This is a genomic window from Mangrovibacterium sp., assembly GCF_059905295.1.
The window spans coordinates 1-22,511 of sequence record NZ_JBZQJF010000314.1 but is presented as its reverse complement, the minus strand read 5'-3'; the positions used below and the strand labels follow the sequence as shown (position 1 = coordinate 22,511).

18 protein-coding genes are annotated in these 22,511 nt (G+C 41.2%); 5 read left to right on the top strand and 13 right to left on the bottom strand.

Annotated elements, in window-relative coordinates; all coding sequences use genetic code 11:
- The coding region (locus AC37HE_RS15980) for an ATP-dependent Clp protease ATP-binding subunit (protein ID WP_500783960.1) at window positions 1-2,459 on the top strand (2,459 nt) is incomplete at its 5' end.
- Window positions 2,460-2,493: 34 nt separating this feature from the next.
- On the opposite strand, the gene AC37HE_RS15975 is transcribed toward AC37HE_RS15980, so the two are convergent.
- The 4 genes from AC37HE_RS15975 to fabG all read right to left on the bottom strand — a co-directional run bounded on the left by AC37HE_RS15975 (window position 2,494) and on the right by fabG (window position 7,222).
- Window positions 2,494-3,078 carry a mechanosensitive ion channel family protein gene (locus tag AC37HE_RS15975; protein ID WP_500783958.1) on the bottom strand — a complete coding sequence of 195 codons (585 nt, stop codon included), beginning with the start codon at window positions 3,076-3,078 and terminating at the stop codon, window positions 2,494-2,496.
- A 527-nt stretch (window positions 3,079-3,605) separates the two neighbouring features.
- Window positions 3,606-5,492, bottom strand: a complete 1,887-nt coding sequence (locus AC37HE_RS15970; RefSeq protein ID WP_500783956.1) for a SpoIIE family protein phosphatase — start codon at window positions 5,490-5,492, stop codon at window positions 3,606-3,608.
- A gap of 39 nt (window positions 5,493-5,531) precedes the next feature.
- On the bottom strand, window positions 5,532-6,386 hold the full coding sequence (locus AC37HE_RS15965) for a PfkB family carbohydrate kinase (protein ID WP_500783954.1): 855 nt from the start codon (window positions 6,384-6,386) through the stop codon (window positions 5,532-5,534).
- Between the two features lie 89 nt (window positions 6,387-6,475).
- Window positions 6,476-7,222 carry a 3-oxoacyl-[acyl-carrier-protein] reductase gene (fabG, locus tag AC37HE_RS15960; protein WP_500783953.1) on the bottom strand — a complete coding sequence of 249 codons (747 nt, stop codon included), beginning with the start codon at window positions 7,220-7,222 and terminating at the stop codon, window positions 6,476-6,478.
- Between the two features lie 252 nt (window positions 7,223-7,474).
- Here fabG and AC37HE_RS15955 point away from each other — a divergent pair, with 252 nt between their 5' ends.
- Both AC37HE_RS15955 and mnmE read left to right on the top strand, forming a co-directional pair.
- Window positions 7,475-8,551 carry a glycosyltransferase family 4 protein gene (locus tag AC37HE_RS15955; protein WP_500783951.1) on the top strand — a complete coding sequence of 359 codons (1,077 nt, stop codon included), beginning with the start codon at window positions 7,475-7,477 and terminating at the stop codon, window positions 8,549-8,551.
- A 9-nt stretch (window positions 8,552-8,560) separates the two neighbouring features.
- Complete coding sequence (gene mnmE / locus AC37HE_RS15950) at window positions 8,561-9,958, top strand: tRNA uridine-5-carboxymethylaminomethyl(34) synthesis GTPase MnmE (RefSeq protein ID WP_500783950.1); 1,398 nt, start codon at window positions 8,561-8,563, stop codon at window positions 9,956-9,958.
- Window positions 9,959-10,000: 42 nt separating this feature from the next.
- Here the strand turns inward: mnmE and AC37HE_RS15945 are convergent, their stop codons facing one another.
- From AC37HE_RS15945 to AC37HE_RS15910, 8 genes are all read right to left on the bottom strand, one after another.
- Window positions 10,001-10,708: a phosphatase PAP2 family protein gene (locus tag AC37HE_RS15945; RefSeq protein ID WP_500783948.1), complete on the bottom strand. Its 708-nt coding sequence runs from the start codon at window positions 10,706-10,708 to the stop codon at window positions 10,001-10,003.
- Window positions 10,709-10,788: 80 nt separating this feature from the next.
- Window positions 10,789-11,217 carry a hypothetical protein gene (locus AC37HE_RS15940; RefSeq protein ID WP_500783946.1) on the bottom strand — a complete coding sequence of 143 codons (429 nt, stop codon included), beginning with the start codon at window positions 11,215-11,217 and terminating at the stop codon, window positions 10,789-10,791.
- A gap of 139 nt (window positions 11,218-11,356) precedes the next feature.
- Window positions 11,357-11,779 (bottom strand): PepSY-like domain-containing protein, encoded by a 423-nt coding sequence (locus tag AC37HE_RS15935; protein WP_500783944.1) that lies wholly within the window; start codon window positions 11,777-11,779, stop codon window positions 11,357-11,359.
- A 94-nt stretch (window positions 11,780-11,873) separates the two neighbouring features.
- Entirely contained in the window at window positions 11,874-14,897 is a 3,024-nt protein-coding gene (locus AC37HE_RS15930; RefSeq protein WP_500783942.1) for an efflux RND transporter permease subunit, read from the bottom strand.
- Window positions 14,898-14,946: 49 nt separating this feature from the next.
- A complete protein-coding gene (locus AC37HE_RS15925) occupies window positions 14,947-15,888 on the bottom strand; it encodes an efflux RND transporter periplasmic adaptor subunit (protein ID WP_500783940.1) in 942 nt (313 codons plus the stop codon).
- Window positions 15,863-17,167, bottom strand: a complete 1,305-nt coding sequence (locus AC37HE_RS15920; protein WP_500783939.1) for a TolC family protein — start codon at window positions 17,165-17,167, stop codon at window positions 15,863-15,865. Before AC37HE_RS15920 ends, AC37HE_RS15925 begins: the two co-directional genes overlap by 26 nt.
- Entirely contained in the window at window positions 17,164-18,423 is a 1,260-nt protein-coding gene (locus AC37HE_RS15915) for a sensor histidine kinase (protein ID WP_500783938.1), read from the bottom strand. The genes AC37HE_RS15920 and AC37HE_RS15915 overlap by 4 nt, the downstream gene beginning before the upstream one ends.
- Entirely contained in the window at window positions 18,420-19,097 is a 678-nt protein-coding gene (locus AC37HE_RS15910; RefSeq protein ID WP_500783936.1) for a response regulator transcription factor, read from the bottom strand. The genes AC37HE_RS15915 and AC37HE_RS15910 overlap by 4 nt, the downstream gene beginning before the upstream one ends.
- 209 nt (window positions 19,098-19,306) lie before the next feature.
- Between AC37HE_RS15910 and AC37HE_RS15905 the strand changes: the two genes are divergently transcribed.
- The gene (locus tag AC37HE_RS15905) at window positions 19,307-19,942 is read left to right on the top strand and encodes a DEAD/DEAH box helicase (protein ID WP_500783934.1); all 636 of its coding nucleotides are present in this window, start codon (window positions 19,307-19,309) and stop codon (window positions 19,940-19,942) included.
- 5 nt (window positions 19,943-19,947) lie between these two features.
- On the opposite strand, the gene AC37HE_RS15900 is transcribed toward AC37HE_RS15905, so the two are convergent.
- A complete protein-coding gene (locus AC37HE_RS15900; RefSeq protein ID WP_500783932.1) occupies window positions 19,948-21,039 on the bottom strand; it encodes a nickel-binding protein in 1,092 nt (363 codons plus the stop codon).
- A gap of 221 nt (window positions 21,040-21,260) precedes the next feature.
- On the opposite strand from AC37HE_RS15900, the gene AC37HE_RS15895 reads away from it, so the two are divergent.
- Entirely contained in the window at window positions 21,261-21,725 is a 465-nt protein-coding gene (locus AC37HE_RS15895) for a hypothetical protein (RefSeq protein ID WP_500783931.1), read from the top strand.
- The last annotated feature ends 786 nt before the right edge of the window (window positions 21,726-22,511 follow it).

Sequence of the window (22,511 nt, the reverse complement as noted above, 5' to 3'; positions counted from 1 at the left end):
TTCGATTAGGAAATGAACAGATTGGGTTAGAGCATATTTTCCTGGGAATTTTAAGAGATGGTGAAGGAGTTGCTATTGACATTTTAACAAGTTTAGGCGTTAATTTATCTGAGATCAAAATAGCTGTTGAAAACGAATTAAGAACAGAGAAAGAAATTGATCCACAAGCTTCCGTTCAACTCTTAAAATCTGCCGAAAAGGCTCTTAAATTAGTGTATTTAGAGGCTCGAGCACTAAATAGTTCAACAATTAGCACCGGGCATTTACTGCTTGCAATTCTGAAAGATAAGGATAGTCAGATATCGATGATTCTGAGCGAATATCATATCAACTATTATATCCTGAAATCCAGATTGGAAGATTACAAGCAGCCGGAAGCCAAATCGGAATTTGGAGACGAAGAAGATGAAGAGACGGATGACCCGTTTTCTAAATCGTCCTCAAATCCGGGAACACACAAAAAGCCGGGAAATGCAAAATCAGACACTCCTGTGCTTGATAATTTTGGTATTGATATAACGAAGGCTGCCGAGGAAAACAACTTGGATCCGATTGTTGGCCGTGAAAAGGAAATAGAGCGTTTAGCTCAAATTTTGTCACGACGCAAAAAGAACAATCCTATTCTTATAGGTGAACCGGGTGTTGGTAAATCCGCCATTGCCGAAGGTCTGGCTCTTCGCATTATTCAAAAGAAAGTATCGCGTGTCCTTTTCGACAAGCGTGTCGTTAGTCTGGATATTGCTTCAATTGTGGCCGGTACGAAATACAGAGGTCAGTTCGAAGAACGTATGAAAGCGATTTTGAACGAACTGTCGAAGGTGAACAATGTAATTTTGTTTATCGACGAGATTCACACCATTGTTGGTGCTGGAGGGGCAACAGGATCGCTTGACGCAGCAAACATGCTGAAACCTGCTTTAGCGAGAGGTGAAGTGCAATGTATTGGTGCAACAACCCTGGATGAATACCGTCAGCAAATTGAAAAAGACGGTGCATTGGAACGTCGTTTCCAGAAAGTCATGGTTGAGCCGACTTCGGTTGAAGAAACGATTCAGATTTTGAACAATATAAAGGAGCGTTATGAAGACCACCACAATGTGGTTTACACGCCTGAAGCAATTGAAGCTTGTGTAAAATTAACTTCGCGCTATATCACCGATCGCTTTTTACCTGATAAAGCGATTGATGCATTGGATGAATCTGGTTCGAGGGTGCACATTTCAAATATTAATGTTCCTGACCGCATTGTGAAGTTGGAACAAAAGATTGAAACTACCCGTGAAGAAAAAATTAAGGCTGTAAAAAGTCAAAATTTCGAATTGGCAGCCAGCTATCGTGATAAGGAGAAGAACCTGATTCAATTACTTGATCAGGAAAAAGAAGCCTGGGAAAAAGAATTGCTAAGTCATCGCGAAGAAGTTTCGGAAGAAAAAGTAGCCGAAGTTGTTGCAATGATGTCAGGAGTTCCAGTTCAACGGATCGCACAGGCTGAAGGTAAGCGTCTGATGACCATGGGTGAAAAACTGAAAGGTTCCGTTGTTGGTCAGGATGATGCAATCAAAAAGATTGTCAAAGCCATTCAACGTAACCGGGCAGGTTTGAAAGACCCCAACAAACCGATTGGTACATTTATCTTCCTTGGCCCTACCGGGGTTGGTAAGACACAATTAGCTAAAGTCATTGCCAAATATTTGTTCGATAGTGTTGATTCATTAATTCGCATCGACATGAGCGAATACATGGAGAAATTCGCTGTTTCCCGCTTGGTTGGAGCGCCCCCAGGATACATTGGTTACGAAGAAGGTGGCCAATTAACCGAAAAGGTACGTCGTAAGCCCTACTCAGTCGTTCTTTTGGATGAAATTGAAAAGGCACACCCGGATGTATTCCACTTAATGTTACAAGTATTGGATGAAGGTCGTTTAACCGATAGTTTAGGACGAAATATCGATTTTAAGAACACGATCATTATCATGACTTCCAACATTGGTTCCCGCCAGTTGAAAGAGTTCGGTAGCGGAATTGGCTTCTCAACACCTAAAACAGCTGCTGAAGAAACAGATCATGCTAAATACGTGATTGAAAAAGCACTAAAACGTGCTTTTGCTCCGGAATTCTTAAACCGTATCGACGATGTAATCATGTTCAACACCTTATCTAAGGAAGATATCTTTAAAATTATTGATATTGAACTGAAAGGTTTATTCGATCGTGTTGCATCGCTGAATTACAAGCTGAAAATCTCAAAAGCTGCGAAGGAATTTATTGCAGAGAAAGGTTACGATACGCAGTACGGAGCTCGTCCTCTGAAGCGTGCTATTCAAAAATACCTGGAAGATGAGATGGCAGAAGTAATCATCAAAGCTTCAGTAACCGAAGGAGACACTATTTCAATCGGATTCGATAAAAAGAATGAGAAGATTGTTGTTAAGATCCTAGGAACTAAAGAAAATGCCTAACAAGCAAAAATGAATAATAAAATGAAAGCCGGTTTTAAACCGGCTTTTTATTTGTTCTATAGTCTGGTAAAACCACTCGGGTTCGCGGAAGATGTTCGGGATATTTCTCCTGAACAAAGCGAATTAATTCCTCTCTCACTTTCACCCGAAGATCCCATGCTGCAGGTGAATTCGATGCACTGACCAAAGCTCTGATTTCCATCGTCAATTCTTTGGAATCCGTCACCTGAAGAACATTTACCTGGCCATCCCATTCAGGTGTACGTTCCAAAATTTGGGTTAACTCATCGCGCATGGCATCAACCGGGAAGCCGTAATCCACATAAATAAAAACCGTTCCTAATATTTCAGCAGTTGTTCGGGTCCAATTTTGAAATGGCTTGTCAATGAAATATGTTATCGGAACAATTAAGCGTCGTTTGTCCCAAATACGAACAACAACATAGGTTAGTGTGATTTCTTCAATCCACCCCCATTCTCCTTCAACAATTACTACATCATCCAAACGAATTGGCTGCGTAAATGCAATTTGAATTCCGGCTAAAAATAACGCAATACTACGTTGAGCTGCAAAACCAATAATTATACCGGCAATACCGGCACTGGCTAGCAGGCTCATTCCAACTTGCCTGATTTTTGGAAAGCTAAGCAAGGAGACCGCAAAGGCGAAAAGCAGAACTACAATAATCAAAATTCGCTCAATGACGACAAGCTGGGTCTGGATTTTTCGGGCCTTTAAATTATTGGTCGACTTAAGGTCATATTTAGCCATCGTTATCAAACGAAAACCTTTGATGAATACGATTAAAACCCAGCAAATGATCACATTAAATAAAATTGATTGAATAATATGAACATCGAAAGGAAATTTCTCAATCAGGCTTTGAGGGAAGCTTATTGTAGCGCCGCTCAATATAAATAGAAGGCCGATAGGAATCGTTAAGCGACGTAGAATTTTTAACCATATTTTTTCATGGGTCTCATTTTTCAGGAGCGACTTAACTCGCCTTAAAACGAATAATGCAAGCACAATGGCAATAAAAATGCAGATTACGAGGATAGTAATATTTTTCAGATTGAGCATGATGTATACTTTTACGGTTTACAAATTGGTAAACAGTACAGTTAACTTAAACAAGCAGACCGTTATTTTTTGTAATCGATCACCATCAGGCTGATATCATCAGACTGATCTGCACTGCCTCTGAATTCAAATAAACAATCTAGCAGATATTGGGTTGAATCTTTTGCCGACAGATTTGGCATACTACTTATCGCTTTCGTTAGATTGTCGGATCCAAATAGCTGACCATTTTCATCCCGACAATCAGTTACTCCGTCCGTATATAAAATCAGACGATCTCCAGGCTTTAACATCCCGGTATCTCCGCCATACGACTTGGATGAGTAAACACCAATTGGCAAACCATGTGTTTTATCCAAAACATGAACATCATGATTTTGGGTCACTACGAAGGGATAATTATGCGCTGCATTACAATAACTTAACTCGCCGGTTTTGACATCTAAAATTCCAAGGAAAAGCGTCAAAAAGTTCTGATTTGAATTTTGCAGGCTTAACTCATTATTCACCTGCTCTACAATTTGACTGGCTTTCAATCCTTTTGACTTACTTTTAATAAGCGTATGAGCGACAGCCATAAAGAGTGCTGCAGGTATTCCTTTACCCGATACATCTCCCATAGTAAACAGCAAATGATTCGAGTCGATGAAGAAATAATCGTAAAGATCCCCGCCAATTGATTCTGCAGGGTCAAGTATGGCATGTAAACTAATTTCCGGATGTTCAGGATCCCCTGTAAATACAGGAGGGATTATGGCTGTCTGAATTTCTTTAGCTGATTTAAGATCCTTCTCAATTTTACGCTTATCCTTTTTACTTTGCGTCTGTTCACTTAAATGTTTATTGTAATTCTGCTGCAGATCGTGCAAGCTAGATGACAGCATTTCAATCTCATTTTTTTGATAGTTAACCAATAAATCACCGGAACTTACCCGTTTTATCGATTTGGCAATTGCAGCCAATGGTGACAACATTTTTCTGAATATCAAAAATATAATGCAAATAACAACAAACAGACCTATGATGGATACGATAACAATATTTCGAAATAAGGCATCTAATTCTGAAAATAGCTGCTTTGCTGGAATAACAATCACGATTGTCCAATAAGTAAACGGAACAGGGGCAAAATGAAACCAGGCTCTTTCGTAGTTAAATGCTTCAGGGCGAGCAAACCCGGATCCCTGTTGATGCGAACGAAGTAACGATTCGTATTTCGGTCGATCTTCTGGAGAAATAATTTTATCAGACACATTATAAATGTTTCGCTTCATAATCCAAGACGAGTCAGCGTGTGCCAAAAAGTTGCCGTTTCTACTCAAAATAAAAGACATCCCTCCTCTTTCAATATTAAGTTCTGAATTAATTTGATTCAGGAAATTCAGGTTAATTTGACTGGATAAAAATCCAATAGGTTCATGCTGTTCTGAATAAATTGGAACAGTGTAGCTTGCAACCAATAAACTAGTATCGAGCGGGCAATAAAAAGGATCGGACCATACCCCACTATGCTGATTGGCAACAGACTGTTTTATTTCATCATAGTTCGGGAAATTGCAGTATTTCTGCTCATGAAAAAATTTTATATTCCCGTTCTTATTGAACGTACTTAGGAAGATTTGTTCCTTCCCGTTCATAAACTCAAGCCTGAAACCGGACAAAACAGGATTCAGTTTTAGAATATTGGCGAGAAAACCGTCCAGTTTTCCACTTTGTTGATAGAATTGAACTTGCGAACTTATGTTGCGGGATACTTCCTGAGTTGTTATAACATGAAATGCAATATTCCGTTCCGCGTTTGTCGACTTATTAATCGCATTCTCTTCAATCTTTTCAATTAAAATCCGTTTACTGTAATCATAGTTGAGATAGACAATAATGCCCACCGTAACTGTAACAACGGCTACAATATATAAGCTAAGTTGAAAAGCAATGCTTCTGTTATTCATACGACTTTTGCGGTTTGTTACACAAATTATCACTTTTTTTTAAATGAATTGCTCTCCAAAACATTTTCTTGTTCCTTCATACTTACATGTTGCACTTGCAAACTTGCTGGCTTGTTGAAGACTAAGACGAAAATCCCGTGATTTAAGCCAATAGAAGCAAAAAGCACCATGTAAGAAATCCCCGGCACCTAAACTATCTTTAATTTTCATCTTCTCGATGGTTATTTCTTGCTGGCTAGAACACAAAATAGAATCGGAACCACGGCTAATTGCAACATACTTTTTTTGTTGTTGCTCAAAATAATGAAGTACATCATCCTTTGTCAAACAACCGGGGGGACAAAAGTCAGCAGAACAAATAATAAAGTCCAGGTATGGGATGATTTGTTCCAAATGGGGTTTCCAACTTCCCCCATCAAAAACAATTGGTATTTCTCTGTTTTTAGCCTCTTCGCAGACAGCAGTTGTCATTTTTGGATAAAAACCATCGACCATTACCAGCTCGGGCTTTAACTGCTCAAATAGGTTTCTGATATCGATTCCAACTGCATGATCTTCCGGATGATGTGATAAAATAGACCGATCGCCATTCGAACTTGTGATTACAGATGCCAAAACCGGATTTATCTCTTTTTCTGTAATTAAGTCAATCAGCTGAACACCATGTTGTTGAAGGTCTTCTTGAATTAAGCTTTTGAACGGATTTTTACCGACAGCTGAAAGTAAATACGCTCCTTTATTCAAAAATGAATACGCAACAGCAGCATTTAATGCCGGGCCTCCAACTAAAATATCGGGAACCTTACATTTTACCTTTTCATTAGAACCGGGAAACTGATCTACAAAAAATTGGATGTCGATTGTGCTCAATCCGGCAAACAGCACATTGGGCATAAAAATAGTTGTTTGATGTTTCCCTGTAAAAATAAAACAAAAAGCCGGATTGATCATCAATCCGGCTTTACTATATCGTAAGATCTACATTAAGTATTCATTGCACCACAAACGTTGATTGTTTGTCCGCTCACATATGATGAAAGATCGGATGCCAGGAATAAAGCCACTTTAGCAACTTCTTCCGGAGTACCACCACGTCTCATTGGAATGCTAGCTTCCCATGCTTTACGAGCATCTTCAGGAATAGCACCTGTCATTTCGGTAATGATGAAACCTGGAGCAATTGCATTGCTGCGAATGCCGCGTGAACCAAGTTCTTTAGCAACCGACTTAGTAAAGCCCAGGATACCTGCTTTGGATGCTGAATAGTTGGACTGACCGGCATTCCCGCTAACCCCAACAACAGAACTCAGGTTAACAATTGAACCGCTACGTTGTTTCAACATGGTTTTTTGTACAGCTTTTGTGAAGTTGAAAACCGACTTCAGGTTAACGTTGATGACAGCATCCCATTGTTCTTCGGTCATACGCATCAACAATGTATCTTTTGTAATACCGGCATTATTTACCAGCGCATCAATACGTCCAAAGTCTTCAACAATCTTGCTAACTACTTCGTCAGTGGCAGTAAAATCTGCAGCATTCGACGCGTATCCTTTTGCTTTAACCCCCAAAGCTGATAATTCAGCTTCAGTTTCTTTCATTGCTTCATTTTCAAACAAGTCGGTGAAAGCAATATTGCAGCCTTCTTCCGCAAATTTCAGGGCGATAGCTTTACCGATACCTCGTGATGCACCGGTCACAATAGCTGTTTTACCTTCGAGTAATTTCATGTGTGTATTTTTAATTTAAAACAAGAATTGATATTCAAAACCTGATAATCTGAGGCAAATATACTTTTTTGTACTTGTTATTGGAATGTAGAATTGTTTTTCAACTCTAATAAATATCCAAAATTGCGAACAAACAGCTGTTTTGCAGATTAATGAAGGGAAATTTCGCCTATAGCTGAAAAAGTCAATTTTTCTCGATTTGGATATTCTAGCCATTCTTCGTTCATTTGGCTCCCAAATAATCGCATATTCATGAACAACAAAATATTAATCTGTCTGGACCCGCTAAAAACCCCCTTTAATGGACTCGGACGAGTTTCTATTGATTTTTCAACTGAATTACTCAGAAGAGATGTTAAGGATTCAATTACCTACTTAGTTCCTGTTAAAAATCATGGGTATGCCCGCCAGTTTCCCAATATTGAATTTTTAACCAATGTGAAAAAAATTTGGTCGGGCTATATGCGAAAGTACGATTTAGTACATGTAACCCACCAAGTATCAAAGTTTTCCATTCGAAAAGCCAAAAAAGTGGTGTTGACTATACACGATCTAAACTTTCTGTATGTAAAAAGCAGTTCAAAGCAGAAAAAATATAAACGGAAAGTTCAAAAATTGGTCGATAAAGCTGACTATCTATGTTTTATCTCTGAGTTTACCAAGCAAGAATGTATTACCCATTTGACAATTGAACCAGACAAACCAAAATCGGTAATTTATAACGGTGTAAATAACTTAATCAAATCAAATGCAAAGCCCACATGGTGTCCCAAAGGTGAATTTTTGTTCACAGTTGGCCAGTTTACAGAAAAGAAAAACTTCCATGTTTTAATACCTTTCTTAAAATTGCTACCTGAAAGTGTTTCATTGGTAATTGCCGGACAAAACAATACTTCGTATGGCGAAAAAATAAAAGCAATTGTAGAAAAAGAGGGTTTAAACGGACGGGTAATTTTGCCCCATACCATTTCCGAAGAAGAAAAGAGCTACCTCTACTACCATTGTAAAGCTTTTGTTTTTCCGTCGATTGCCGAAGGATTTGGCTTACCGGTGATAGAGGCCATGAAGTGTAATAAACCTGTTTTTTGCTCCGACAAAACAAGCCTGAAAGAGATTGGCAATGCCTTTGCTTTTTTTTGGAAAACTTTTGCCCCCCACTCAATGTTGAAAGTCTACCAACAGGGCGTCTCGGCTTTTGACAAGGATCAGGAGTTTCAACAGCGACAAAAGGAATACGCAGATTCTTACACATGGAAAAAAAATGTAGATGAATACCTAAAGGTTTATTCAAGCCTGTTGAAAACTGAAAACATCTCAAAATTGGATTAATTTTGCCAAATGATAGATCAAGCAACAATATGCGCTATTGCAACTTCTCCCGGAATGGGAGCCATTGCAACTATTCGTCTTTCCGGTGATGACGCAGTTAAAATTGCCGACAATGTATTCCAATCGACCAATCAAAAGAAAAAGCTGGCCGATCAAAAAGCCAATACTTTGCATTACGGAACAATTAGCGAAGGGACTGAAATCGTTGACGAAGTTGTAATCTCACTCTTTCGTGCCCCCCACTCTTTTACCGGCGAGGATATTATTGAAATAGGTTGCCACGGTTCGGTGTATATCCAACAACGGATTCTGCAGGTTTTAATTACGCATGGAGCTCGTATGGCTAAACCGGGAGAATTTACCCAGCGAGCTTTCCTGAACGGGAAAATGGACTTGTCGCAAGCGGAAGCTGTAGCCGATTTGATAGCCTCGAGCAATGCAGCCAACCACAAAATGGCATTGAAACAGATGCGTGGTGGTTTCTCTAAAGAGATAAGTAAGCTACGTGGTCAATTGTTGCATTTTATAGCAATGGTTGAATTGGAGCTTGATTTTAGTGAAGAAGATGTTGAATTTGCCGATCGTAAACAATTAATTCAATTAACTACTGATATTCAACAATTACTCAGCAAATTAGCAAGCTCTTTTAAACTAGGTAATGTATTAAAAAATGGTGTTCCAGTTGCTATAGTCGGAGAAACGAATGTGGGAAAATCGACCCTCCTTAATGCGTTGTTGCAGGAAGAGAAAGCGATCGTTTCAGACATTCACGGTACTACTCGTGATGTCATTGAAGATGTAATCAATCTCGATGGAACGGCTTTCCGATTCTTCGATACTGCAGGAATTCGTGAAACTACCGACCAAATTGAAAATCTCGGTATTGAACGCAGTTACAGCAAGCTTGAACAAGCCGAAATTGTGCTGTTGGTTACCGATCTGACTAATCCGATTAGCTTAATCAACCAGCGAATTGAAAAGATTCGTGAGCGGATTACTGATCAGGAATTAATTATAGTTGGTAACAAAGCAGATGTTGCCGGTCGCGAGAAAATTGCAGAGATGGTAGCTAATATCGATTTGGGTGAAAAAGAAAACATCGTTTTCATCTCAGCCAAACAACAACAAAACCTCGAAAGCCTCATTGATCTGTTAAAGGAAAGTGCCAACCTACAACAAGCTGAAGGATCAGATGTAATTGTGTCGAACCTCCGTCATTACGAAGCACTAACACAAGCACTGGAAGCTGTTAATCGGGTTATCGATGGCCTTCACAGCGGCATTAGTGGCGACTTCCTGGCACAGGATATTCGCGAGTGCTTGCATTTTCTAGGTGAAATTACCGGTGAAATTTCCAACGACGAAGTATTGGGTCACATATTTAAGAATTTTTGTATCGGAAAGTAACCAACAAGAAATCCCGGTTTATTTAAACTTAAACATTTCATTTCAAAACCGATATGAAATATACACCCCGTAATTTTTTGGATAAAGTTTGGGAACCAGGCAAAGTTTGTTTCTTTCTGCAGATCGATTATTCGGGACAAAATGATAGACCAAATTAACAGTTAGTATGCCGATACCTGCCCCAGTGAGAACATCCGGCAGCCAATGCGCATTATTCGTCATCCTTAAAACTCCGGTGGTTGTGGCAACTGCAAAGCCACTGTAGGCAATCCATGGAGAAGTATCTTTGAACTCTTTATACAAGATCGTTGCGCTAACAAAAGCATTTGTAGTGTGTCCTGAAGGAAATGAATTGCTTCCTCCCCGCGGTCGTTCAACTTTTGTTGCCGCTTTAATTGAGTGGACTAAAAGCCCGGATACGACTTCGGAAATCAGTAGATATTTTGTTTGAACACCAATTGTGTTCCTGTGTTTGATTCCTAAAGCATCTGCACCATATAATTCAACAATGGGGCCATACTGCAAATAATTATCTAGTTGTGTTTGTGTTTTGGGAGTGATATTGTGAATATCCTCCTTAATAGATCCAATATTTAGCATAGAGCCTACACCAATTAAACTAAGTGGGATAACCTGCCTTGACAGGAAAGACTTTTGAGTCTCACAGTTAATTACATGCGTAGTATCTGGCTGAGCCTTTAGACTGAGGACACTCAGTGAAAGCATAAGAAATAAAAACCCTTTTTTCATTGATGAATCCTATTTTTTAAACTTGACTTCTAACTGTCAGCAGCAGGGTGTAAAATCAAAGCGAGATCAGTTAAATTACGTCATTGGTTAGTCGCAAGTTCGATGAGCTCTCCCCATTTTGTTACATTAACATCCATAGTGGTTGAGTCATTTGCCAATTTTAATTTGTAACCGGAAAAACCGGCAGTATCAACAGTGCTTGCACGAGCAATAGAATAGCGAGTATAATTTTTGTGAATCGCACATCGTACGATTAAAGGAAGGTCTTTAGGCGCAATCTGAGTCTCAATTTTCAATAAATTCCCATTTAAATCAAAACAGGCGGTTGCGACTTGGGATCCCTTACAAAACTTAGCATCCCAACCATTTTTGTTTGGCTGCCAAAAAATATCAGTTGCATTCGCAAATTGCTCATCAAACGATTCTATTATCCGGCAATTAGGCGACTGTCCCATTTGTTCGAGCGTCAAAAGTGTCAACGGAATCATAATCCATAAAAAAGCTTTCATGATGCTTCGCTTTTATCGAAATCAAACATAGCTGTCAATTCTAAAGGAAATCTAAAGATGATCTGCAAGAGGCTGATATTCTACCAGTTCTTATTGAAGTACTTTAATTAGCAAAAACTCCAGCTACTAAAACGAGATTCTATTCGTGTTTCTCCGTGAGCTTTCCAAGCGAATCTGACAGAACCTCCATTTTTACATGCCCTCTTTTAAGTGCAATTTCATATCCTTCAAATGAAGGTGATTGGAATGCCTCAATTTCTCGAATTTTGTAGTCACTGTATGTTTTCTGTAATGCTGATTTTACCCGTTTAGGAAGCTCACTTTCTTTGAGGTCTCTTTCTGTTTCGAGCCAGTTCCCTTCAAGATCAAACGATGCAGACATCTTCTGATCATTCAAAACGAACTCAGCTTCCCACTCTGAGGCATCTTCTTTGCTCCAGTTAATTTTTTCCGCATTCGTAAACTTGTTTTGGAAAGTTTGCAAAACCTTTTGTGGAGGATTTCCGGCAAAAACGATTGAGCTAAACGCCCAAAGAATCATCGTCAGTGAAAGTGTTTTCATTGTCTTATTTTATTGATTTACACCTAAACTTAAACTCTGATTCTAAAGGAATCCTGAAGTGCAGAAATTAATTTCTACTTGTATTACTTCCGCTTTAATCCTGCTCAATTAATCCCAGGAAAGTTGGCAGGGCAATTAAAAGTACGGGCAAGGCAAATACCAAGCCTCCGATAACTGCGATGGCCAGCGATTGATGCATTTGCGCCCCCGAACCAATACCCAAGGCAAGAGGCAACAAGGCCATGATGGCACTTAATGCAGTCATTAATTTAGGGCGTAAGCGGATTGAGATTGAATAAACGATGGAGTCGGTAACGCTTTCTCCTTTTTGGCGTTCTTCCATGTACTGCAGATAGGTAAAAATAGAGGCCTCCCCGACGATCCCAATGATCATGATAATCCCCACATAACTACCAACATTCAATGGAATATTCAACAGTAAAAGTAATAAACCACTGCCGGCAGGAGCAAGCATCACCAGGAAGATGAGTAACAGAGCTACTTTTATTCGCCGAAAAAGAAATAAAATGATGGTAAAAACCAACAAACTTGCCAGAATCAGAATGAGCATCAGTTCATGGAATGCCTGTTGTTGCTCTTTGTACGCTCCTCCGTATTCAATGTTCATTCCTGGCGGTAGGTTTATTTTCGTGCGAATTTCTTTTTGAATATCGGCTAGAGTACTTCCCAGATCCCGGTTATTCAGCCGGGCAGTAATGTAGTCTACACTTTTCAGATTTTCTCGGTTCATTTCAGCCACTCCTTTGGATAAACGAATATTGGCAACCCGCTTCATGGGTACCAATTGTCCGTCGGGCAAGAAGATTTGAGACTCCTTCAGAGCATCCACTGTTGTTCCTAAATGGTTGGGGTAAACCATCCGCACATCACACATCTGCAAAGGTTCCTGTATGCTTCCAACCACTACCCCTCCCAACTGGGTTTGTAACTGGTACTGAAAATTATCAGGAGAAAGATTAAAACGATCCAGTTTTGCCGCATCGGGCTCCACTACCACCGACGGACCGGCTATGGTAATACCATCAAACACGTCCGCCGTTCCGGGCACATGATCGACCACATCAGCAATCTTCTGACTGTATTCCTGCAGCTGTTTCGTGTCATTGCCAAATAGCTTGATTTCAATGGGCTGTGTTGAGCTCATCAGGTCGCCCAGCATATCGCCAATCACCTGTCCAAAATCAACGGTCAGAGCTGGTAATTGAGCCTCTATTCGGGTGCGGATATCATCAATAACTTCTTCCGTTGTTCGTTTGCGTTTGGTTTTCAATTTAATCAGGTAGTCACCACGGTTTGGTTCGGTAATGAAAAAGCCCATTTGTGTTCCTGCTCGTCGGGAATAGCTTTCCACTTCTGGCATACTTGTGACAATTTGATCTACTTTCTGCAACATCAGATCAGTTTCATCGAGCGAGGTTCCCGGAGGACTATTAAAATCGAGCACAATGGAGCCCTCGTCCATTTCCGGCAGAAAGCCGGAGGGCAAGGCTGGAAAAATAATGAAAACTCCCGCGATCATCGCTACGACCAGCGCAATGGCGATATAAGGTCTTTTCAGGAAAAACTGTACCCATGTTTGTTTCCGAACGGCAGCCGATTTCAAGTGCTTTTCACGGGTATTTCCAAAGAAAATAAGGTACAACACCGGCAAAAGTAACCAAGTGACCAGGAATGACGCCGTCAGTGTAATAATCATGGTTTGCGTCATGATATTGAAGTAGGCACCAGCCACGCCTGTCATCAAACCAAAAGGTAAAAAGATGACAATGGTGCTTAGCGAAGACCCAACCATCGCAGGCAACAAGTATTTAATGGCTTTGGGAACCACTGATCGATAGTTTTCCTCGGGATGTTCCTCATGCGTTCGGTGAATCTGTTCCACCACGACCACTGCATCGTCGATAACCAATCCAATAGCTGCAGCAATAGCCCCCAGTGTCATAATATTCAGATTAAAACCAAAAGCTTTCATCCCAATAATCGTGAGTAACAGCGAAACAGGAACCGTAATTAAAATCACAATGCTGCTTTTAAACGAACGCAAAAAGAGAATTGTAACAACTATCGCGAGCAGAATACCCACCCAAAGCACATCCCGTATACTTTTAATAGCTGTATCTACAAAATCAGCCTGATTATAATAGGGCACCATCTTAACCCCTTGTGGTAGTAAATGGTTATTCAATTCATTCACCCGCTCTTTGAGTTGGGCGTCCATATCCGACAAGTTTGCTTCAGGCTGCTTCATCACAGCGATCAAAGGAACATCCTTCCCATTAGCCTTGATTTTCAGATATTCAGTTTGACCAGCTATTTTTACCTCAGCCACATCCTTTAAAAGCACAGTGCTATTTACGGTACTTCTGATCACGGTATTGTTCATTTGCCCGAGATCCCTAACGGCCGCATCGGTCAGCGAAAGGTAAAGCCGGTGGTTATCATTGAGGTAACCATTGGACCGAATGAAGTTGGTCTGGCTGAGTGCGGTTCCAATTTCTTCAGGTGTAATTCCAAAAGCACTCATCTTTTCCGGTTTCAGCACAAGCTGATATTCCTTGTTGCGTCCACCGGTTACAGCAACCTCCCGGATTCCGTCAATTTGCTCAAGGTAGGGTTTTACAGTGTATTGGGCGATCTTCTTTAGCGCTACCGGACTTAAATTACCTTCCAGCGAATATCCTGCAGCAGCCAGGATAGACGGGTTCATTTTTTCAACCACCACTTTCAGACCTGCTGGCAAATCCGTCCGACTTTCGCTTATGCGGGCATCGATCTGCTGGCGAGCCAGGTCGATGTCAGTATCCCAATTGAAAAAAGCTGAAATCTCGCAGCTGCCCCTCGAAGTCGTTGATTGAATCATCTGCAGATTTTCACTCTTCTTAATCGCCTCTTCCAATTGTCTGGTTACCGTAATCAACATCTTGTCGACCGGTTGCTCACCATTGTCTGCAATTATCTTCACTTTGGGGAAGGTGACATTCGGCAGCAATTCCACCTTCATCTGGTTGTAAGAATAAAGACCGACGCCAATAATGATCAGGAAGATGATTCCCAAAGGGCTCTTGAATTTATGATAGAAGCTTTCTTTCAAATGCATGATGAATTCCTAATATTTATTTCGGGTAAGATTACAGCAAATAAGCTTTTCAATTCCTGATAATCCGGACAATCGCCGTGTCCGGCAGTCCATAGCCGCCTTCTGACACCAATTGGTCTGTACTTGTCAGCTTCGGGTTCACCAGCTGAACAAGACTATCGGTCTCCTGCCCTTTTTCCACCGGAATTTTCACGCAGGTCGTATCATTAACCAGTTTCATGACCCAGAATAACGTTTGCAGCTCGTTACCTTGCAAAGCGCTTTTAGGAATCCACAAAGCGTTCGGCAGCTCGCCGGTTTTAAACTGAACAGATAGGCTAATATTTTCAGCCAGATTCAAAGCATTTGCAGGCCTTACAATATAAGGCTGGGTTTGATTTTGTGTTGTAGCCGACGGCCATTGTCCGATCACCTTTCCGCCTACCTTTTGACCATTTGGCAAAAGAATGGTACAACTCATGCCCGGTTGAACATTTCCCAATTGCTCAGCCGGAACATCAATTACAATGCGCATGGAGTTTGATTTGATACCGGTAGCAAGCACATCACCAGCCTGTACAAAGTCACCAACCTGCACATTCAGATTCGACAATGTCCCGTCCAGAGGAGAGAAAATGGTATCATTAAAGGTGTTGAAGTCCTCATCCTTGAAATTGGATTTTTGAAGGGCTGCAGCTTCCATCGGCTGTACAACAAATAAAGGCTGCCCGGTTGAAATAGTGCCTGCAACATGGCAGTCAACGCTTTTTACAATCCCTCCAACCTGCGTTCGAAAGGTATTTGTTTGCAGATAGCGGGTTGTGCCTTTGAAGGTTGACGTCTGCACGATCGTAGCAATCACAGGCTTCGTAACTTTCACGTCACTTTTTATCTCAGTTGCCTCTTCCTGTTCCGGATTGGATGATGTGCAGGCGGCCATCACCATCGTGAGTAGCACCAGTCCGAACGTAAGTCGGCGAAAGGCATTAGTGGTTCCAGTAATTATAGTCATTGATCAATTTTTTTAGCGTAATTTCTTTTTGGACAACGGCTTGGTTCACATCACTGTATTTTTTCAGATAAGCTACAAAATCAATCACACTGATTTGTGCCCGCTGCAATTCATCGCGATATAAATTCAATAAGGCGTCGTATTGTTGTTGGATTTGCTTCTGCTGGGTCAACTCATCCTGCGTTTTGTCAATAGTCTGCAAATAAGCATTGGCCTGGCTCTGCACTTGCTTTAATTTCAATTCTTTTTGGGTTGAAGCTTCATCAATGGCAAGCATCTGCTGCTGCTCGTTGATCTTCTTCTGATGTCCGTCGAAAAGTGTGTACGACAAATGAACGCCGGCACTAAGCCCCACATGCCGTTCTATCGAGGGAATGGAGGTTGAATTCAGTCCGGAATTAGCAAACAGGTTTATTTGTGGCCGATATTGGTCATTGAAAATTGCTGTTTGGTTAGCTGCAAGTAAACTATCCTGCTCGTACGTTTGAGTAAATAACGAGTTCCCGGTAACCGGAGCTGTCATTTCCAGGGCCGGACTGGTTAAATTTTCCACCTGGCTATTTTGAATGCCACAAGCTGCCTTTAATTGGCGAACAGCCAACTCCAGATCATTGATTGAACTCTTCAGCAGAACCGAGTCTGATTTCAACTCCAGTTCCAATAGCTTATAATCCGAAATCCGGTACATTCCTTTACGGGTCAACAGCTTGACGAGCTGAATCTCTTCCTTCAACAGCACTGTGTTTTTCCGGTTATTAGCCACCGTAGCTTGTTTGCTCAAGGCGTCAAAGTAGAGTATTCCAACTGACTGTTGCAACTCGGCACGGATCGCCTCCATCCGAATGCTCAACTTCTTTTTTGAAAAGGCATTTTGAAGTTGCCGGTGACTAACCTCTGCGCCTTTTAGAACAGGAATATCAATATTAAACAGCGCCGAATACAAGCCTCCGTTGGTAATGCCAACATCGTAACCAATGGCCTGATCGGACGGAGCAATATCCACGAGTTTGCCGTTATTATTGAAATAAGGAGCGAGTAAAACATCACTACTCAGATACATTTTAGGTGACTGTAAGACAGCCGAAATCATCTGGTCTTCTAAATCATATTGTCGCAGTTGGGTTTTAATGGAAACGGCTTCCGGATTATTGGTCATTGCACTGTCGACAAATGCAGAAAAGGTGTTCTGCGCTTGCGTACCAGACGACCATAGAAATAGGACCAAAAGTCCTAGTCCGCGTATCCAATTCAATCTATCGCTAAAAGATCGTTTCATCATTGTTTTGGGGTTCTGAATTGAATTTGAAAACAGTGCATGCTATCCTCAAACCGGTAATTGATTTTCCAACCTTGAACTTCGCAAATTTTATTCACAATAGCCAGCCCAAGCCCCACTGATTTTGAAGAAGTATTTTCTTTATAAAAGCGGGTAAACAGACGTTCCGGATTAGCAATGGAAAATTCTCCCGAATTGCGGATTTCCAACTGTTGGTTTGAAATATTGATTTGAATTTGTCCCTGTGGTTGATTGTGGTTTAAGCTATTGGAAAGTAAATTATTAATCACAATGTCTATCAGCACCGGATTGACTTCCAGTAGTAGTTCCCTCTTCGCATTTATTTTAGAATGAATTCCCTTGAGCTCCATCAACTCCTGGAAGTCTTGCAGCTTTTCTTCAATCAATAAATTAATGCTTAGAAGTTTGGTGTCTACAAACTGGTTGTTTTCGATCTTGGTGAGTAAAACCAGACCTTGATTTAAGCGCGAAAGCCGTCGTACAGCATTGAAGATTGAGCGAATAGTTTCCGATTGCTGCGTATTGACCTCACAGTCATTCACGAGGGATTCCAATTTGGCCGTAATGATGGCCAACGGGGTTTGTATTTCGTGCGAGGCATCTTCCGTAAATTGCTTCAAACTTCTGTAATCATCCCTGATCTTCGTCGTCAATCGGTCAAGCACTTCATTAAGCTCATCAAACTCATAGATATCCGTCTTTTGTAATCGGACAGGCGAATGATCCTTCACTGAAAATTGTTTGATGATTTGCAGATTTTGATAAAATGGAGCCCAAACCTTAACTGTCACCTTCCGGCTTATCAATACAAGGCTTCCCGTAAATAATAGCAAGGTAAAAAGGATGATAACTGCTAAGGTGAGTGCTAAATCTTCCGATTCAATTTTCGATTCCCGAACAGTAATCCGGTAGGTAGAATCGTTAATCGCTAATATCCGGGTAAGTTGCCGGTACTCTTCATATTCTTTTTCGTAGTCATTGTAAATTAAGGTATCCGAGTAGCTGGATTCCGGGTTTACAGTTGAGATCTTTGATACTACAACAAATGATGGCAGATAATTAACCTGTTCTCCCCGATTCACCATATTTTCAATTTGCACGATGTTACTATTCAGTCTTTCGTCCAACTGCCGGGACACCACAATGGAGATACTGTAATAAATCAGGATTCCGGCAACGATCAAACCAGCCAGAGAATAGGCAATATAATTTCGATTCAGCTTATTGAGCAGCTTCATAAGTCTGTGAATTTGTAGCCCATACCATAGATTGTTTTAATATAATCATTACCACCTTCTTTCATTATTTTCTTTCGAAGGTTATTGATGTGCGTATAGATAAAGTCAAAGTTAGTCGCTGAATCAATATGATCGCCCCATAAGTGTTCTGCAATTACTTCTTTGGTTAACACCCGGTTTTTATTCACCAGAAAGAAAAGTAATAAATCATATTCTTTTCGGGTCAAGGAAAGCGTGTGTTCATGAACTAACGCAGACTTGTCGTCGGTATCGACTGTAATTTCGTTGAATTGAATCCGGCTGGAACCTTCAAAATGATGACGACGCAGCACCGCTTTAATTCGGGAGTTTAACTCTGAAAGTTGAAAAGGTTTGGTCATATAGTCATCAGCCCCCAGATCGAGGCCGGTAATTTTATCGTCGAGCGAATTTTTGGCGGATACGATGATGATCCCTGTTTTCTTGTGAAGTTGTTTGATCGCATTGATCAAATTCAACCCATTCCCGTCAGGCAGTCCAATATCGATTAACAAGAGGTCGTAGTCATAAATCGCAATTTTATCCATCGCTGCAGAAAGATGAGTCACCTGTTCGCAGACATAACCGGCATGCGACAAATAATTGTCAATAACAGCAGACAATTCCTCTTCGTCTTCGATAATTAAAACTTTCATACCGGAAATTAAGAATTAAAATCTAAAGAGAATCTAAAGATTCTTCGAAACTTCAGGATAAACCACCCGAATTCCGGTGGCTTCAGCCTGTGGGTATCTTCAATTTTCACGAAGTACAAATTGCTTTTGCATCACACAACTCGGTAAAATCATTCTAAATCGGTAGTTTTGCAGCGCGTTTCTTTCGCACCAAAAACAATGCTATTGATATGAAATTGAAAAAACTGATTCCCGAGTTGGCATCGGCTATTATTGATGCCGGGTATGATCAGAATCCTAAAGATGCTGAGACTATAGTACTTCCGAAAATCAGATCGGGAGCCGATTTAATTGTGGTGGCCCCTGAGAATTCAGGCAAATCAACAGCTTTGGTGATTGGTATCATTCAGAAACTGAAACAAGCGGTTGAAGAAGCCCCCCGGGCCATTGTGATGGTTGAAACGAAAGAAAAAGCCTTTCAACTGGAGGAACAGTTTAAGTTACTGGGCAAAAATACGGACCTGCGCACCTTTGTGGTGTTCGACAATGGTATTCTGCAGTACCAAAAAGATATGATATATGAGGGACTGGATGTGCTGATTGGTACGCCGGTTCGGATCGACGAACTGCTTAGCTCAACAGGAATCCCCATGACCAAGGTCAACCTCCTGGCTTACGACGATATCGAACTGTTTTTCACAACGAAGGTGCAGCCCATTGTTTACCGGCTGGCATACGCATTGCCTAAAGCCCAGATGATCTTAATGGCCAACCGTTGGGACGATCGCATTACCGATCTCGACGAACGTGCAATGAAAAATCCCCTGCTTCTTGATTTTACGGAAGAGGACGACGAGGAAGAATAGCCTTCTTAAGCGATTCCCTGCTGCATATACACCGAAGGCAGAATTCCGTAACGCTCCCTGAAACATTTTGAAAAGTGCGAAGGGCTTTTAAACCCGGCATTATCCGATATTTCAGAAATGCTTTCGCTGTGCCTTCGAATGCGTTTCAAAGCTTTACGAAGCCGGTAGTTTTTGATGAAATTATTAGGTGTTTCTCCCAGTAAGGCTACAATTTTCCGGTAAAGCTGAGATCTGCTGTACCCTAACCCTCTTTCAAGATCTTCGACTCTTAAAGACGGATTTTGCCAGGTATCGTCCAAATAATCCATCAACGGAACCAGGAACTTTTGATCCGATTGGCTAAGCGTTACAAAGAAATCGTGCTCTAAATACACCCCGGGATTTTCAGCCTCATATAGACTTTTTACTTCGGGCGAAATAGCGATATTACCCTCCGAAATATAGAACAATGCATTCGCCTCTTTTCGGGCCTCTTCAAACAAAGCAGAACCTGCAACAACTGGTAAGCCGGCGCTTATTCCGGTTTTCAGTTCAATCTCCGGGCGATGTAAATCTTTGTATTCCAGGGCCAGCTGACTATAAATCTCAAGCGCACAAAGGATGGTTTGTGTGGCATTCGGAAAAGCCACCAGGAAAGAATTCTTCGTTACCTTGGCTATCCGCCCGTAATATCGCGGGAACAACTCCTTCAACCAATCCATACGAACCAGGTTTTGACCAACATCCTGCTCAACAATACCTTCATCGACCCCAACCATCATTAACACCCGGAAAGCCGATTGCAACGCCTGGTTGACCACCGTATCGTCCGACGCATCTTTCTCCCGCAATCGCCCCAGGTAGCTTTTTACTTCAGCCGGGTCAACCTCAATGAGCTTCCGCGGCAGATCGCCGTTGGCAGCATGCATATCTACAATGGCCTGCTCACATGGCGCCTCGATCAAACAAAAGGCTGCTTTATACTTTTGGTCGAACCAGTGTGTTAAGGTCCGGCAATGAAATCTTTGCTGAATTTCTAAATCCAGTTGGCGAAGTTCGGTAAGCTGTGCTGCCGTCATTTTATCCGCCACATCGTGTCGATCCATATAGACAGGCATAGTTCTGGTTTTAATGGTTGCCTAATAATTCGGGGTTGTTTTCAGGTACCCCCTTCTATCCCCATATACATCGATCGGCTGATTTTGGTTATCATTTGTCGGAAAAACCCGGCAAGGCGCATGTCTTTGGTCCATAGATAAGCTAAATATCAGGAATAAAACGGATTGAATGAATTAGCCCTTTTTCAGAACTTGAGGTGAAAATCCAAAAACCTAAAATCATGAAAAGATCTTTATTCTTCGTTGCAGCCTTGTTGCTTATCGCAATTGCCTGCAACGACACCTATGAGTATTTAGATGATGCTCAGGAAAAGTCAGCAATGACAAAAACGTACCAATGGAAAACCGGTGAGACCTATTTTTTACCCCTGATTTGCGATGGAGAAACCGTTGATGTACTCAGGGGCACACTGATGGCCCACTACCGCTGGCATGTTCAAAAAGGAGAATATAAATGGATTATCCTGAATTTCACCGGTGAGTTAACCAGCGAAACAACCGGAGAAACCTTTAAAATTATGGAATTCGACAAAATAATGTTTCAGGATGGAACCTATGGGCAATACGATTTGAACTGGAATGTTATTGGCGACCAGGGAAGCCATTACATTGGCTCGGGCTATGTCGACCTGACAACATGGGAAGTTATTCCCGAGAAAACCGTATGTCCACCTGCTAATAAATAAACCATTTCAATATACAGACAGGAAAGAGGGAGCAGACTTAGTCTTCGCCCTTTTTCTTTACGAATTGGTAGAATCCGCCGAATTGTGCTTTCAACTATACATAATGACGTAAAATATAGGGGATTTCACGGATTGAACTGAATTTCTATTTTCCCGAACTTGCATCCATTAACAGTTTTTCCCTCGTCTAACAAATCGAAATAGCAGTATTATTTTCCCGAAAAGAGAAGGCATCCCGCCTTCTTTTCTTTTTCTCTGCAAATCTTTCTCCAGATGCGTCGAAGAGGAGCGATTCTACTCCAATAAATTTCCGCTAGCTTTACCTGGTGGGTTTTCATCTTTGGCTTGCCCCAAAGACGAAACAGAAAACGCAAGGCTGTTTGTTATCTTCAGGCGTCAGCTCCCCGGTTTCACTAAGCTTCCGCTTCGCTTTTCACCTTCGACAATAAAAGGCCAGCCTCGCTCCGAGCAAGCTTCCTGTTCATTCGACTGTCTTCAATTGTTTTCAACTGCTTTCTCTTGGGTTCCTACACTTTCATCCCTGTTGGAGATTCCCCGGAATCATGGATGTTTTTTCCCGATAGAAACCAACCGTCAAGATACAAAGACCCTATAATCACGCTGAATTTGTGTTTCCAGCACAACCCGACAACTTCGGATAACTAGGACAAGCTGATATTCAGTAATCTTCTTCTTTGTTTCACGTTTGCTTGGAAGAATTAGGAAACAAATTTTGTACATCGATAAAAAGCTTAGCCCGATTTATCTTGTATTTTTGCCTCCGGA

Excerpts from the sequence above, each read along its gene's own strand:
- AC37HE_RS15915 (WP_500783938.1), bottom strand. The coding sequence starts at position 18,423 with ATGAAGCTGCTCAATAAGCTGAATCGAAATTATATTGCCTATTCTCTG.
- mnmE (WP_500783950.1), top strand. The coding sequence starts at position 8,561 with ATGATAGATCAAGCAACAATATGCGCTATTGCAACTTCTCCCGGAATG.
- AC37HE_RS15910 (WP_500783936.1), bottom strand. The coding sequence starts at position 19,097 with ATGAAAGTTTTAATTATCGAAGACGAAGAGGAATTGTCTGCTGTTATT.
- AC37HE_RS15955 (WP_500783951.1), top strand. The coding sequence starts at position 7,475 with ATGAACAACAAAATATTAATCTGTCTGGACCCGCTAAAAACCCCCTTT.
- fabG (WP_500783953.1), bottom strand. The coding sequence starts at position 7,222 with ATGAAATTACTCGAAGGTAAAACAGCTATTGTGACCGGTGCATCACGA.
- AC37HE_RS15905 (WP_500783934.1), top strand. The coding sequence starts at position 19,307 with ATGAAATTGAAAAAACTGATTCCCGAGTTGGCATCGGCTATTATTGAT.
- AC37HE_RS15925 (WP_500783940.1), bottom strand. The coding sequence starts at position 15,888 with ATGACTATAATTACTGGAACCACTAATGCCTTTCGCCGACTTACGTTC.
- AC37HE_RS15965 (WP_500783954.1), bottom strand. The coding sequence starts at position 6,386 with ATGCCCAATGTGCTGTTTGCCGGATTGAGCACAATCGACATCCAATTT.
- AC37HE_RS15940 (WP_500783946.1), bottom strand. The coding sequence starts at position 11,217 with ATGAAAGCTTTTTTATGGATTATGATTCCGTTGACACTTTTGACGCTC.
- AC37HE_RS15930 (WP_500783942.1), bottom strand. The coding sequence starts at position 14,897 with ATGCATTTGAAAGAAAGCTTCTATCATAAATTCAAGAGCCCTTTGGGA.
- AC37HE_RS15970 (WP_500783956.1), bottom strand. The coding sequence starts at position 5,492 with ATGAATAACAGAAGCATTGCTTTTCAACTTAGCTTATATATTGTAGCC.
- AC37HE_RS15900 (WP_500783932.1), bottom strand. The coding sequence starts at position 21,039 with ATGCCTGTCTATATGGATCGACACGATGTGGCGGATAAAATGACGGCA.
- AC37HE_RS15920 (WP_500783939.1), bottom strand. The coding sequence starts at position 17,167 with ATGATGAAACGATCTTTTAGCGATAGATTGAATTGGATACGCGGACTA.
- AC37HE_RS15895 (WP_500783931.1), top strand. The coding sequence starts at position 21,261 with ATGAAAAGATCTTTATTCTTCGTTGCAGCCTTGTTGCTTATCGCAATT.
- AC37HE_RS15945 (WP_500783948.1), bottom strand. The coding sequence starts at position 10,708 with ATGAAAAAAGGGTTTTTATTTCTTATGCTTTCACTGAGTGTCCTCAGT.
- AC37HE_RS15935 (WP_500783944.1), bottom strand. The coding sequence starts at position 11,779 with ATGAAAACACTTTCACTGACGATGATTCTTTGGGCGTTTAGCTCAATC.
- AC37HE_RS15975 (WP_500783958.1), bottom strand. The coding sequence starts at position 3,078 with ATGAGCCTGCTAGCCAGTGCCGGTATTGCCGGTATAATTATTGGTTTT.